This window comes from Candidatus Ichthyocystis hellenicum (genome assembly GCF_001460935.1).
Taxonomy (GTDB): Bacteria; Pseudomonadota; Gammaproteobacteria; order Burkholderiales; family 2013Ark19i; genus Ichthyocystis; species Ichthyocystis hellenicum.
This window is the reverse complement of sequence record NZ_LN906597.1, coordinates 1,529,561-1,543,742: the sequence shown is the minus strand read 5'-3', so window position 1 is coordinate 1,543,742 and position 14,182 is coordinate 1,529,561. Positions and strand designations below refer to the sequence as shown.

Sequence of the window (14,182 nt, the reverse complement as noted above, 5' to 3'; positions counted from 1 at the left end):
TAAATCATCATCTGAATCTATATCGCTGCTACCACATTGGTTTTGAGCAACCGTCCGGTTATTGTTAATACTCATGTTTTTCCATATCAGAAAGGTTATTAATAAAAAGGTCATTTCAAAAAACATCTTTACTAATATAATATTTTTATAAAAAAATTATAGCTATTATGTTTTATGTTTACTGATAAAATTTTCTGTTGAGATCTTTTTGTGTGTCATCACGTAATTTTATTGTTATTTATTTAGTGATATTCACAATACCTTTGTTAAAAATAAGACAACATCAACACTTAACTTAATATGTAGTAACAACGATATTGGATGCTTTATAAATTTGATTCCGCATCATATTTACTCGTTTGATGGCTGATATTGCCACCATCGCTTAGTTCTTAGTTTTGACTGCGTATTTTATGTACGTAAATGATTGACGGTAGTAATATAATTTAATTACGACTATAATTTGCATTATTTTCCTGTCTGCACAATACTCAGGTCACAGTACTCAGGTGTCTATACCGGGGATATGTATTTCTTGATTTTGTTTTCAGTAAATTTTGTTGCCTTCCTGGTAGGTACTGTCTGTGATTTTCCCTGATTATTTTTCCACGTTGCTACATGAGTTTAGGTGCAATAAGATTGCTGACAGCTAGTAGAATGTTTAGTAATAGATCTTATGGGGGGGGTTGCCATCTAAAATATCTTCTCTTGATGATAATTCGTGTAAATTTGGGGCAGCTTTGGTCAAATAAAACGAACAAAAAAGATTATCAGCAAAACGCATCATGATAAATGTTTTTACCAATAATATATTTTTATATAAATTTTATTGTGATTCATTTAGTAATATCAACGATACGTTTATTAAATATATTACGATTACAGCAGCAGTAACTACAGCAACGGCAGTTAAATGTTCTGAACATTTTTTGGTTTATTGCGGTTTGCCATATTGCTATCATATATTTGTACAGATTTTGTGTTGGCTCCACCATTTTATTTCGTAACATTAATCTGCTCATTGACGATTTGATGCCATTATCCTATTCGTTGTTAGCGGTACTAGTTTTAGGTGCGTAGCTACTTTTTTCATTATCCCGGAGCATCAAACTACTCATCAATGACGCGAGTCCTTTGTTCGATTCGTTGTCATTGCTACTAGTTCGGGATGCGCAAGCACCTTCTTCATTATCATGGATCGTCAATCTACTCATCAATGATACGATGTCACTATCTGGTTCTCTTTTGTCATCGTCAGTGCTATTGCTGTTCACATGTAACGAATTACCAGGTTCTGAACATGTGTTAGTGCAATTTACATCTTGACTTTGATCAAAAATTCGATTGTTGTTGATGCTCATTTTTTTTCCGTATCATAAAGAAGCAGTTAGTAAAATTCATACCTAAAAACGTCGCTACTAATAATAATATTATGGTATAAATTTTATAGCTATTATTGGCTGTGTTTATTGATAAAATATTTTAGTGTTAGTGTTTTGCATTTTGAGCATGTTGTGTTTATTTTGTGCCCAATATATACAATATTTTGTACCGATATGAGATGATTTTAGTGTGATCCTCTGAGGGTTGTTAGTTGTAAGGGGCTTTTTTTGATGATAATCGTGATAATAATCAATTATATGAAAATCAATAGTGTTATATCGGGGTGATGCTATTACGCGTTGATTGTGTCATTAAATTTTTATTACGCTGCTTAACATGCATGCTGTGCTGGTTATGTGCAATGATCTTGCGTGATGGAGCCAGTTTAGGATTGATGGTCTCGTCAGTCTTGTTAACAAAATTCTTTATGTGATCTGTGATGCTTTTTACTGTTAATTTGTGGAAAATAAGTATTAATGCTGCTTATATTTGTAAATGATCACGAAAAATTTTACAATGGCCCTTTTTACCCATGGGTAAGCGGATGTTTTACGTTTCGTTAATTCGTCCGGTAAAAGTATCACCATAATTTTATGAAATTTTATTTAAAAACAATGATATATATTTTTTACTATTGTCATTTTCCATATTGATCCCATATCCTTTACTGTGTTGTGTGCAGGTTGAATAGGGATTTTTTTCTGGTTACTGTTTCTCGGGAGATTTTCAATGAGTGGTCAATCGTCATCTATGGGAAGAAAAGAATTTCAAGCAGAGGTTAAGCAGTTATTGCACTTAGTTATTAATTCTTTGTATTCAAATAAGGAAATTTTTCTCAGAGAGCTTCTTTCTAATGCTGCTGATGCTTGTGATAAATTACGCTATATTTCTATTCAAGATCCATCCTTGTTACCTACTGATAACAGGTTTGTTATTCGTGTCGACTATAATTCAGATGAAAAAACTATCACCATAGAAGATAACGGCATTGGTATGTCTTTCGACGAAGTTGTTGATCATATTGGGACAATTGCTCGTTCAGGGACAAAGGAATTTATGTCTCATATGACAGGAGATAAATCTCGTGATAGCGAATTAATAGGACAGTTTGGGGTTGGATTTTATTCTGCCTTTGTTGTTGCGAAAGAGGTTTTTTTAGAGACTAGGCGGGCAGGCTTGCCGGAAGCGGATGGAGTTTATTGGTCGTCTGATGGTACTGGAGAGTATGAAATTAAGAAAATTGAAAAGAAAAATCACGGTACTACTGTTAAACTATTGCTCAGAGATGATGAGACTAGGTGGTTGAGTGACTGGGAGTTAAAGCAACTAATAAAAAAATATGCTGATCATATTGCTTGGCCTATAGAATTTCCCGTGTTTGAGTGGGACGACAAAAAGAAATCAATGGAAAGAAAAGATGGCTGGGAGGTCGTGAATCGCGCGGAAACGTTTTGGACTCGTAATAAATCTAATATTACGCCGGAAGAATATAAGGAATTTTATCAATCTATAGGTGGAATGGGTGATTTTTTATCCTATACACATAACCGAGTTGAGGGAAAAGTTGAGTATACACAGTTACTTTATATTCCTAAGCAGGCTCCGTTTGATCTTTATGATTACAATCAGGTTTCAGGTATAAAGCTTTATGTGCAGCACGTATTTATAATGGATAAGGCCAGTAAATTGCTTCCTAGTTACCTGCGTTTTGTTAGGGGGGTTATAGATGCTTCTGGTTTGCCGCTAAATGTATCTCGTGAAATTTTGCAAGAATCGAGAGATGTTCGCTCTATTCGGGAAGGTTGCACTAAGAAAATATTGGCCCTTCTTGCTGATTTGTCTCGTAATTCGCCAAGTGATTACAAATATTTCTGGGAGCAATTTGGACCAACATTTAAGGAAGGTATTGCAGAAGATATTGTTAACCGCGACAGAGTGGCTGAGCTTCTAAGATTTTCTAGTACCTATGATGAAAATTGCCTCAATAATACTAGTCTAGGGGATTACATAAGTCGAATGAAGGAGGATCAGAAGAAGATTTACTACTTGACAGCAGATTCGTACCTTTCTGCTAAACATAGTCCTCATCTTGAAATTTTCCGTGATAAGGGAATAGAGGTTCTTTTATTGCATGATCGTGTAGATGAGTACGTTGTTCATTTTCTTCCGGAATTTAAAGAATTTCAGCTGCAGTCTATTGCTAAAGATGATGAGGATTTGGAGGATGTGGTGAAAGAAGATTCTTCTGAGGAAGATAATGTTTCTTCTCCCATCCTAGAGAAAATGAAGATGATATTAGCCGATAAGGTTAAGGATGTTCGTCAGTCGAAGCGTTTGACATTGTCTCCATCGTGTCTTGTTGCTGATCAACATGATATGGGTGGTCATATGGAGAGGTTTCTTAAATCGATGGGGCAGAGTGTTACTGCTTCTAAGCCTATTCTAGAGATTAATTTACAGCACCAGCTGTTAAAGCGTCTGGATCCAGATGATCCATTGTTTGGTGATTGGGCTAATGTTCTTTTCGACCAAGCCCTTTTGGCAGAAGGTGGTAAGCTGGATGATCCAGCAACGTTTGTAAAAACTATTAACCAACTTATGGCATCAACTATAGATTGATGTTATTAATCTATAACTAGAGCATCAGTGGGATGATGCCGCCGCTTTTTCGATGGCTCTTACTGCAGCAGGCCTCTTTTCAATGGTGCTCATCCATTCTTCCAGGTTGCTGTAGTAATGTGAGTGGTCAGAATAGGCTTGGCGGAAGCGCTTGTATGCAGTGTAGAACACTATGTCTGCTATGGAGTACAGGCGAGCTAAAAATTTCTTCCTTTCAAGCTGTCGGTTGATTTTTGAAAATCTATCTAGCAGGGAGCTTTTATCTATTGAAAGTGGAGATAGCCCCATTATCCCGGGCATAAAAGGCTCTAGGTAAGAGCAATACCAGTATAGCCATTGCTTCGTGTCCAATAAGTCAAGATAATTATCAGGAATAAGCATGCGATATTTATCCGATAAGTATTCCAGTATCGCGCAAGAGCCGTGTACGTATATATGATCAGTGCTTCCAGATGGTGCAGTGTCAACTATGTAGCACTGCTTGTAATTAATGGGGGGTAGCGACTTCTCATTGGTCACACGCTTGACAATTTTGTACGGAACTGACAATTCCTCTAAAGCAATTACCGTTCCCAAAGGAAACTCTTCAGAACAAATCTCGATCATCAGGTTTGTTTCTCCGAAAAAATATGATCAGTGCCAAATTTTATAACGCTTTAAATACAAATATTTAACGATATGTGTAAATAACACATACCCAAATATAATTATTACAAGAAATGGGTAATAAAGCCAAGGAAGAGGTGAAAATTTAAAGTAGGAACCAATACTGATTTGTGGGATAACTATTCCTATGACAGTAGTTACCAAAGAGGTAACAATCACTGGCCAGGAGGCAACGGATTCTAGAAATGGTATTTTTCCTGTTCTGATTATGTGGACTACTAGCGTCTGAGAAATAAGACTCTCAACAAACCATCCGGCTTGAAATAGGGATTGATCTCCGGTGGTGCGAGCTCCAAATACGTACCACATTATTAAGAATGTGATAACGTCAAAAACCGAGCTCAGAGGACCAAAGAACAGCATAAACGATGTCAGATTGTTAAAATTCCAAAGGCATGGAGATTCTATTGTTTCCCTGTCAACGTTGTCTAAAGGAATAACCGTTTGAGATAGGTCGTATATTAAATTTTGGGTCAAGATCTGCAGTGGTAGAAGGGGTAAGAATGGTAAAAAAATGCTTGCTATCACTATCGACAGGACATTGCCGAAATTTCCGCTTATTGTCATTCTTATGTATTTAGTCATGTTGGCAAAAGTTTTTCTGCCCTGTATTACTCCCTCTTCTAGGACCATAAGGCTTTTTTCCAGCAAAATAACATCTGCAGCCTCTTTAGAGATATCTACAGCTGAATCAACCGATATTCCTACGTCTGCTGCCCGTAAAGCTGCTGCGTCATTTATTCCATCACCAACATAACCAATAACATGTCCTAATTCCCTTAGTTGACAAATAATTTTTTCCTTGTGAGTTGGTGATAGTTTCGCAAAAATATTGCATTTTTCAACTATTTCTTTTAGTTCATCGTTAGATGCTTTATCAATATCTTGTCCTAAGGCTATTCCTGTGATAGGTAAGTCAACTTCGTGACAAATTTTTCTAGTTACGAGCTCATTGTCACCAGTAAGGATCTTTATAGACACTCCGTGCTCCAAGAGTGCCTTAATCGCTGGTGCTGTTGATTCTTTTGGAGGGTCCAAAAAAGCGACGTATCCAACGAGGGTCATTTCACTCTCATCTCCAACAGAATAAGTTTCACGATCAGGAGGTAGTTCTTTTACAGCAACTCCAACCACACGAAGTCCTTGTTCATTTAACCCCGATGTTACATTGTATATAGTGTCAAGTGCTTCATTAGTTAATTCTACCTTTTGGTCGTTGTAGTAAATGCTAGTACATATAGTCACAATTTCTTCTACTGCACCTTTGCAAATCAGTAGATGATGGTCTTCCTGTTCGTTAACTACAACAGACATTCTTCTTCGGTGGAAATCAAATGGAATTTCGTCAACTTTGCGAAAGTTTGCTGCTAGATTTAGTTCTCGCTGCAGCTCTGCATGTTCTAGTACGGCAATGTCGAGCAAATTCTTGAGCCCAGTTTGGTAGTAGCTGTTTAGGTATGCATGTTCTAAAACTCGATCTGATGGATGGCCAAAAACGTCGGTGTAGCACTCCAGCACTATCTTATCTTGAGTTAAAGTGCCAGTTTTATCTGTGCACAATATTGTCATTGATCCAAAATTTTGTATAGCGTCCAGGCGTTTTACAATGACTTTTTTTTTCGAAAGGGCAACCGCTCCTTTTGCTAGCGTTGCTGTTGATATCATTGGAAGCATTTCAGGAGTTAATCCAACCGCTATAGACAAAGCAAAGAATATTGACTCTACTAAGCTGCCTTTTGTAAAAAAATTAATGGCAAAAATACATGGAACCATAACTAGCATGAATAATATTAATAACCAACTTATTTTGTTTATGTTTTTTTGAAAAACGCTTCCTACATCTGTGTAGGGAACACTTGCGCGCTGTGCTAGAGTTCCAAAGTATGTATTTTTTCCCGTTGTAAGGATAATTGCAATCGCTGATCCGCTTACAACATTAGTACCCATGAAGCAAATATTGTCCAGGTCTAGGAAAGTTTCCGGGTTGTTCGATCTGGAGATAGCAAATTTTTCTATTGGCATTGATTCGCCGGTCATTGCTGATTGATTGATAAATAGATCTTTTGCTTGCAAAACTCTAACATCAGCAGGGATCATGTCCCCAGCAGTTAGTCGAATTATGTCTCCTGGAACTAGCTCATGAATGGGGAGGTCACTACTTCTGTGAAGAGCTGTTTGGGGTGAAGAGGATGTTGATGATGAATTAGATGGGGTATCTCTTCGCAAAACAGTGGCCGTGTTGCTAACCATTTCTTGGAGGCGATCTGCCGCACGGTTAGACCTGCTTTCCTGAAAAAAACGTAACATTGTAGAGAGAAAAACCATTACGGTAATTATAGAGGAAGAGTTGTAATCTCTTGTTATGTAAGAAATTACAGCTAGGATGGAAAGTAACAAGTTGAACGGATTACGGTAACACTGCCAAATATGAAGTATGGGGCTTGTCTGGCGTTCTGAGTCAATTTGATTCAATCCAAACTGTTCTTGCTTTGCGTGTACTTGATCAGTTGTTAATCCTTCAGGGTGACTGTCAAGTTCGTCAACTAACTCAGAAACAGTTTGCTTAGACATGGACAAAAAGAAATTATGTAGGGCTGTGTCGTGTATGACATTTGATTTTTTTATGTTATCCAAGAGTAAAAAACGCCTGAAGTGGCGGGTTATGCCCCTACTGGTGACAAAGCTAGCGAAAATTTTTCTGAAACGGTCTATTATAATCATGGTCATGTTCCACGATCCGGTTGCGTTTTGTTTTGGGTGTTTCTGTAAAATTTAGATTGTATCAGAAACTAGATGTGTCTTATCTGAATCATTTCCATGGAGTGATTATGTTCTAGGTTAATATCGATTTACATAGCTTAGAATGTCGGTAATCTTTTATTTTTTGTTTGGTGTTTTTTATGACTGATGAACGTGTTTTGGGAGATTGTGTTATCAGGTCTTGGGGGGATAATCCTTTAATTCTTATTATTTTGCTGCATGGCTTGGGTGACAATGCAGAGAATTTGATGTTTTTAGGGGAAGCGCTTTATTCTGCTCGATATGGAAGTAAGGTTATTGCCTTGAATGCTCCATATAAATCAATTCCTTACTTTTCAGGAGAAGTAATGCGTTCGTGGTTTAATCTTAGTTTGTCTTGGGATATTGGTATAGGTGATGCTGATGGGTTAGCAGCTTCTTGTCAGCGGGTACTTGATGTAATCGAAGATGCCATAAAAAAAGACAACTTTTCTGAGCGTAATATATTCCTTGGCGGCTTTTCTCAAGGTGGAATTGTTTGTCTTATGTTAAGTATTATGATGAAGAGGCAAATAGGAGGGATATTCTCTCTATCTTCAATGCTGAGAGATATTGACTTGCCTTCGGATGATATTGTACAGAAAAATATTGACACTCCTATTTTTTTTGCAGAAGGACTTAGGGACGAAATTATTCCTGAAGATGTTCGTAGAGTTACGGAAAATGTTTTGGCTAGTCTTTTTCCTGATCGTTTGACTTATAATAAGTATGATATTGGGCATAATTTGGCTAAAGAGGAGATTGATGATTTGAGGGAGTGGATACACGAAAAAATTAAATTTCCGCAATGAGTAATTTTTTGGGTTAATGGTATTTTGTTTCGCATTTTTTGAAAATGATTTGCTAACGGTGCTTTGCAAATGCGCCTGCTACTGTAGCAATAGTATTTTTCCTACTGGTTCTGGCCCGATTATCCTAGTCCCACTAAGCTTGATCATGGGGTTTATTGCTTGAGAGAGAAAAATTTTCCCAGTGTGGTATAATCCCTCGGATTTGGTTTTCAACAACTATCTATCTGAGTTATGGTTTACTTGCAAGGAGGTTTTTGTGGGTTTTTTTAATGATGTTTTTGCTGCAACAACTGTTTCTTCTTCTGCTGCTGCTCCACAACAACCAGATCCGTGGTTAAATGTTGCCTTTATTGCTGCTATCTTTGCTGTTATGTACTTTTTTGTTATTAGGCCTCAATCTAAGAAGCAAAAAGCACTGAAGGAGATGATAGAAAGTTTAGATGTTGGTGACGAGATTGTTACTGTTGGTGGTATTTCTGGCATAATTGTTAAAAAGTCAGAGACATTTTTGGATGTCAAAATAGCTGATAACGTTCAGGTTTGTATTCAAAAAGCTGCTGTAAGTTCTCTCCTGCCTAAGGGTACTTTGGAATTTTGATCGGGAGTTACCTATGAAGGTTGGGCGCTTTCTTTTCCTTAGGGGCGGCTTTGTTTTTATTGCTGTTGTGTTGATGTTGTTGTACGCACTTCCTAATTTTTTTGGTGACAGCCCTGCCGTTCAGATGATACCAGCTCATTCTGGGGTTAAGATTGACGAATCGGTCAAAGATAGGGTTGCCTCTGCCCTTAATTTGGCAAAAATTCCTTACGACGATTTGAGCCTGATTAAGTCGTCCTTGAGGCTCCGTCTTTTTTCTACCGATGATCAGCTTAAGGCTCGTGACTTGTTGGATAAGGAAATAAACGGAGATTCTGTCCTCAGGAAGGATTATACTATTGCAGTGGATCTTTTGTCGTCATCGCCTGGATGGTTATCTAAAATCCATGCTGTTCCTATGTACCTGGGTCTTGATCTACGTGGTGGGGTTCATTTTTTGTTTCAGGTTGATGTTTCTGGTGCCATAAAGAAGTACCGGGAAAGCTCGGCTTTTTCGTTACGCAATTTATTGCGACGTAAGCATATTTCCCATGCTGCTGTACTTTCACGTGATGATTCTATTGAGATACTTTTTTGGTCGCCGTCTGATATGAGGTTGGGGATAGATTTTCTTAGAAGGTATTATCCAGATTTATACTTCCAAGAACGTGTTGGCTCTGGGAAGTTTTTGGTTACTGCTCGTATTAAGCCCAAAGAAAGGGAAAAGATAATTTCTGATGCTATACAGCATAATGTTACAACGCTACATAGAAGAGTGAATGAACTTGGAGTTTCTGAGCCATTAATTCAGCAGCAGGGTAAGGACAGGATAGTTGTGGAGTTACCTGGGGTTCAGGATGTTGCTCAAGCTAAAAAGATTCTTGGTAAGACTGCTACTTTGGAAATGCATATGCTGTCTTCGGAGGGTGATCAACTGTTACCTGTTGACTCTCTTCCTTCTTACGAGGAATCGTTTCCTCTTAAATCTTCAGATGGAGATAGCAAGGTAAGGGTGGTGGTTAATAAGGCTATTCTTCTTACTGGAGATCATATTATTCGTGCTGATGCTGATTTTGATCGTAATAATCAACCAGCTGTTTCCTTGCAGTTGGATTCATCAGGTGCGGAGATTTTTCGTGAATTAACTCGTGAAAATGTTGGAAAACGTCTTGCTATAGTGCTTTTGGAGGATGGGTTGGCAAATGTTGTAACTGCCCCACGAATTAATGAAGAGATTCCAAATGGTCGCGTTCAGATAACTGGTAGTTTTACCTTTGAAGAAGCAGGTGAGACCGCGCTCCTCTTGCGTGCTGGATCTTTAGCTGCTCCTATGGATATTGTGGAAGAGAGAACGATTGGTCCTAGGTTAGGGGCAGAGAATATTAAGAAGGGAGTTCGTGCTACTTTATCTGGTCTGTTTGCTATCGCTTTGTTTATGGTGCTTTATTACAGATTTTTTGGGTTTATCTCAGTTATTTCATTGGTGATTAATTTGTTGTTTTTGGTTGCTATTTTGTCTATTCTTCAGGCAACTTTAACTTTACCCGGTATCGCTGCTATTGCTTTAACCTTAGGTATGGCTATTGATGCGAATGTTCTCATAAATGAACGGATACGCGAGGAGTTGCGCTCCGGTGCTTTGCCCGTTTTTGCTATTAGGGAAGGGTATTCTCGTGCTTTTTCTACCATTATAGACTCTAACGTTACAACTCTTATTGCTGGTGTTGCATTGCTTATATTTGGTTCTGGTCCTATACGTGGTTTTGCTGTTGTTCACTGTATAGGAATAGGTACTTCTTTATTTTCTTCTGTAGTTATTTCTAGAACTATAGTTGACTTGGTTTATCTGCGTCGTTCACCACAATCAGTCTCTATAGGGCAAATTTGGAAATCTAATTTTTCTGCTAATGATTGATGTATTTTAATTTTGGGAGAGTGTAAATGGAGTTTTTTCGCTTAAGGATGACAATTCCATTTATGCGATTCTCTGTTTTTTTTAACGTGTTTTCAGTTTTTGTATTCGCTATTTCTGTATATTTTCTTTGGACTAAAGGCCTAAATTTATCTACTGAATTTACTGGTGGTACTATCATAGAAGTTAGATATTCTTCTTCGGTAGATATTTCTTCTATAAGAAATTCATTGATAAAAGAAGGACTTAAAGAGACGTTCGTGCAAAATTATGGATCTAGCCGTGATGTGTTAATTCGTCTTTCTGGTAAGGATGTTAGTACTTTAGGAATTTTTAGTGGTGCTCGATTGGATGTTGATAAATTTAGCAATAACATTCTTTCTTCTGCTGGGAGTAATCCAGTTATAAAACGGGCTGAGTTTGTTGGTCCTCAGGTTGGTTCTGATCTTGCACGTGATGGCATGATGGCTATTGTTCTGGTGTGTGTGGGCATAGTTTCTTACCTTGCGTTTAGATTTGAGTGGCGTTTTGCTTTGTCCGCAATTATTGCAAATCTTCATGATGTGGTCATCATACTTGGATTTTTCTCATTTTTTCAGTGGGAGTTCTCTTTATCTGTGTTAGCTGCTGTATTGGCTGTTTTAGGGTACTCTGTAAATGAGTCCGTTGTTATTTTTGATCGTGTTCGTGAGACTTTCATAAATTATAGACATCTTACTACTTCCAGGGTTATAGATCATGCGATTACTAGTACTCTCTCTAGAACGGTTATTACTCATCTCTGTACTCAGATGATGGTTACCTCTATGCTTTTTTTTGGAGGTGGGGCCATACATAATTTTGCTTTAGCTCTTACGATAGGAATTTGCTTTGGTATTTATTCATCTGTTTTAGTTTCGTCACCTTTGTTAATGTGGTTTGGTGTATCAAAGGATCAGTTTGTAGTAAAGAAGGTAGTGGATCGTAATGATGCTAATGCTGGTGCTATAGTTTAGTTGTTGCCGGAGGAATATATATGCATTCTATGCTGGTTTTGGCTGCGCTAATTTCGTTTTTTTGTGACCGATTTTTGTGTTTGCGCTGGATTTTTTACTCATCTAGTGCTTCATCTTTTGTGGTAGCCTCTCTGTACAGACTGTTGGAGGCGCCTCTCCCCCTAGGGTTGCGCCTCTTGTCGGTCTCTTTTTTGTCCTCTATTTCAGTGTGGGTAGTCTTTTTTGTCGCTTACTACGCCAACATAGTTTTGTGCTTGGCTCTGTTGGTATTGCTTTATCTTCTACTAATTCCATTTCACGCCTTTATTTCAGACTGCGATTGTTGCCTATATTCTTTGTCCAGTAAAGTTCTAGATAAGTTTTCCCCTTGGGTAGAGCTTTGTGGTTCATCTTTGGTGGATGCTGGTGAAGGCGGTTCTAATTCTATGCTAGCTGTTGGTATTATTTTTGAGCGATTGGTAGTAGCTCCATTGGTGTGGTCTATAATTCTCGGTCCATTGGGAGGTATTTTGTATTTCTTTTCTTACAGGACTAAGATTTTTGCTGATTCCCAGGGGCTAGGTTCGTCGTTATTTGATGTTTATTTTGAGTGGCTTGATTGGATACCATCTAGATTTTTGATATTCATGATGTGTTTGTTGACTAACTTTTCTTATTTTTTTACTCGCGTGACCTGGGGGCTTTCTCCTTCTGTTTCTAATGACAGTAAAAAATTCTTGCTTTCTTCTCTGTCTTTATTTAGTAGTGATTTACCTAATTTGCTTCCTGCGGCTGAAGGAAACTCAGATGATGATGCACGTCCTTATAAGATTATTCATAGAGTATATCAAGGCATAGTTGTTGTTTTCGCGGTTTTGTTGATCATACAGGGTACTATTCTCTTTTGAGCAACATTGCATCTCCGTAGCTAAAAAAGCGGTAGTTGTTCTTCATTGCATCTAGGTAGCATTTTTTTATTAGATCTTTTCCTGCAAAGCTGGATACGAGTATTATGAGTGATGATTTTGGTAAATGAAAGTTTGTGAGCAGCATGTCTACGGCGTTGAATTTGAACCCTGGTGTTATGAACAGACGGGTTGGTTTCCATTGATCGTCTTTTTGTTCTTGTATGAAGAAACTCTCTAGGGCACGTACTACGGTCGTTCCTATTGCTAGTGTCTTTTTTCCATTTCTTTTTCCTGACTCTATTGCTTCTCTCGTTTCGTTTGGAACTCTGTAGTATTCCTCGTGCATTTCGTGTTCCATTATATTATCGGTTCTAATTGGGTTGAAAGTTCCGGCTCCAACGTGGAGCGTAATATCGTAAAATTCAACTCCTTTGTTTATGAGTTTTTCAATCAAATTTTCACTGAAATGCAGTCCAGCAGTTGGCGCTGCTACAGCCCCAGGAATACTAGCGAAAACAGTTTGATAGTCATGTTTATCACGATTTGAAGGGTCTCTTCTTAGGTAATGAGGAATTGGAACTTCGCCATATTGGTTAAAAAGTTCCATTATGTTGCTAGATTCTGCTATGAAAAATGAATCATCAAATCTTTCTCTTATTGTAATCTTATTATCTGTGTTGATGAAAACAGACAGTGGGAGCTTTACTTTTTTGTGTGATCTTATCTGAACAATAGCAGTATTATTGTCAACCAATCTTTCAAGGAAAACTTCTATTTTGCCGCCAGTTGCTTTTGTGCACCTTAGGCGGGCACAGACCACTTTTGTATTATTTCTTACTATTATGTACTCGTCAGTTATAATTTCTTCTAGGTCATAAATGAATTGATGTCTTATTCTTTCTCCATCGGAAACATTCATCAATTTGGCAAATTCCCTATTTTCTTCAGGATGTTGAGCAATGTAGCTATGGTCCATTTCAAAATCAAAGTCAGATGTGGTGAGATCCATACTTTGCGCCTTAGTTTAAATGAATTCGTGTTCGTTTATTTATAGACAGACTTGGAAAAAATAATTACTAAACTAAAAATAGCAACCCCCCTAGTAGTGTCCTGCTAGGGGATTTATATTATTCAATGATAAAAAGCTAAATGATTCATGTACCGAAAAGATGCCCACTGCCCTAATTGTAATATAAAAAACAAAAAAATTGTTTGGGTCTGTATAATTTGCTTAAATATATATTTTTCTTATTCTCTGAAGTTGATTTGTATCGGAAATGGTAAAAAGTACGATTTTATTTTTTTATTAATCTGAGTCTAAATTTAGTTTTGTTGTCAGTCTTGACAGATATAGTTTTGTGGGTGCTAGGATTAATGTGTTGAATAATTTGTTATAAAGCACTTGAATTATCGTGTTGTTTTTATGATAATGTTCTTCCTTATTGCCGAAGTGGTGGAATAGGTAGACGCGCTGGACTCAAAATCCAGTGCCCGTGAGGGCGTGAGAGTTCGATTCTCTCCTTCGGCACCATCTGTGAAATGTGTATTAGAAT

10 protein-coding genes and 1 tRNA gene are annotated in these 14,182 nt (G+C 37.6%); 7 read left to right on the top strand and 4 right to left on the bottom strand.

Going from position 1 to position 14,182, the window contains the following annotated elements:
- Positions 1–1,043: 1,043 nt before the first annotated feature.
- Positions 1,044–1,361 carry a hypothetical protein gene (locus Arg41_RS05930; protein WP_092490579.1) on the bottom strand — a complete coding sequence of 106 codons (318 nt, stop codon included), beginning with the start codon at positions 1,359–1,361 and terminating at the stop codon, positions 1,044–1,046.
- 751 nt (positions 1,362–2,112) lie between these two features.
- Here Arg41_RS05930 and htpG point away from each other — a divergent pair.
- Entirely contained in the window at positions 2,113–4,002 is a 1,890-nt protein-coding gene (gene htpG / locus Arg41_RS05925) for a molecular chaperone HtpG (protein WP_092490578.1), read from the top strand.
- 24 nt (positions 4,003–4,026) lie between these two features.
- On the opposite strand, the gene Arg41_RS05920 is transcribed toward htpG, so the two are convergent.
- Together Arg41_RS05920 and mgtA are read right to left on the bottom strand one after the other, a co-directional pair.
- Positions 4,027–4,608 carry a glutathione S-transferase family protein gene (locus Arg41_RS05920; protein WP_092343341.1) on the bottom strand — a complete coding sequence of 194 codons (582 nt, stop codon included), beginning with the start codon at positions 4,606–4,608 and terminating at the stop codon, positions 4,027–4,029.
- A 27-nt stretch (positions 4,609–4,635) separates the two neighbouring features.
- Positions 4,636–7,389 carry a magnesium-translocating P-type ATPase gene (mgtA, locus tag Arg41_RS05915; protein ID WP_242641413.1) on the bottom strand — a complete coding sequence of 918 codons (2,754 nt, stop codon included), beginning with the start codon at positions 7,387–7,389 and terminating at the stop codon, positions 4,636–4,638.
- A 179-nt stretch (positions 7,390–7,568) separates the two neighbouring features.
- Between mgtA and Arg41_RS05910 the strand changes: the two genes are divergently transcribed.
- From Arg41_RS05910 to Arg41_RS05890, 5 genes are all read left to right on the top strand, one after another.
- A complete protein-coding gene (locus Arg41_RS05910) occupies positions 7,569–8,258 on the top strand; it encodes an alpha/beta hydrolase (RefSeq protein ID WP_092343339.1) in 690 nt (229 codons plus the stop codon).
- Between the two features lie 256 nt (positions 8,259–8,514).
- Entirely contained in the window at positions 8,515–8,856 is a 342-nt protein-coding gene (gene yajC / locus Arg41_RS05905) for a preprotein translocase subunit YajC (protein ID WP_139057358.1), read from the top strand.
- A 13-nt stretch (positions 8,857–8,869) separates the two neighbouring features.
- The gene (gene secD / locus Arg41_RS05900; protein ID WP_092343337.1) at positions 8,870–10,750 is read left to right on the top strand and encodes a protein translocase subunit SecD; all 1,881 of its coding nucleotides are present in this window, start codon (positions 8,870–8,872) and stop codon (positions 10,748–10,750) included.
- A gap of 26 nt (positions 10,751–10,776) precedes the next feature.
- Positions 10,777–11,742 carry a protein translocase subunit SecF gene (gene secF, locus Arg41_RS05895; protein ID WP_092343336.1) on the top strand — a complete coding sequence of 322 codons (966 nt, stop codon included), beginning with the start codon at positions 10,777–10,779 and terminating at the stop codon, positions 11,740–11,742.
- 20 nt (positions 11,743–11,762) lie between these two features.
- Positions 11,763–12,629: a hypothetical protein gene (locus Arg41_RS05890; protein ID WP_092486566.1), complete on the top strand. Its 867-nt coding sequence runs from the start codon at positions 11,763–11,765 to the stop codon at positions 12,627–12,629.
- Here Arg41_RS05890 and queA read toward each other — a convergent pair.
- Positions 12,616–13,638 (bottom strand): tRNA preQ1(34) S-adenosylmethionine ribosyltransferase-isomerase QueA, encoded by a 1,023-nt coding sequence (queA, locus tag Arg41_RS05885; RefSeq protein ID WP_092343334.1) that lies wholly within the window; start codon positions 13,636–13,638, stop codon positions 12,616–12,618. The genes Arg41_RS05890 and queA overlap by 14 nt on opposite strands.
- 435 nt (positions 13,639–14,073) lie before the next feature.
- Between queA and Arg41_RS05880 the strand changes: the two genes are divergently transcribed.
- Positions 14,074–14,160 (top strand) — tRNA-Leu (locus Arg41_RS05880).
- Positions 14,161–14,182: the final 22 nt, after the last annotated feature.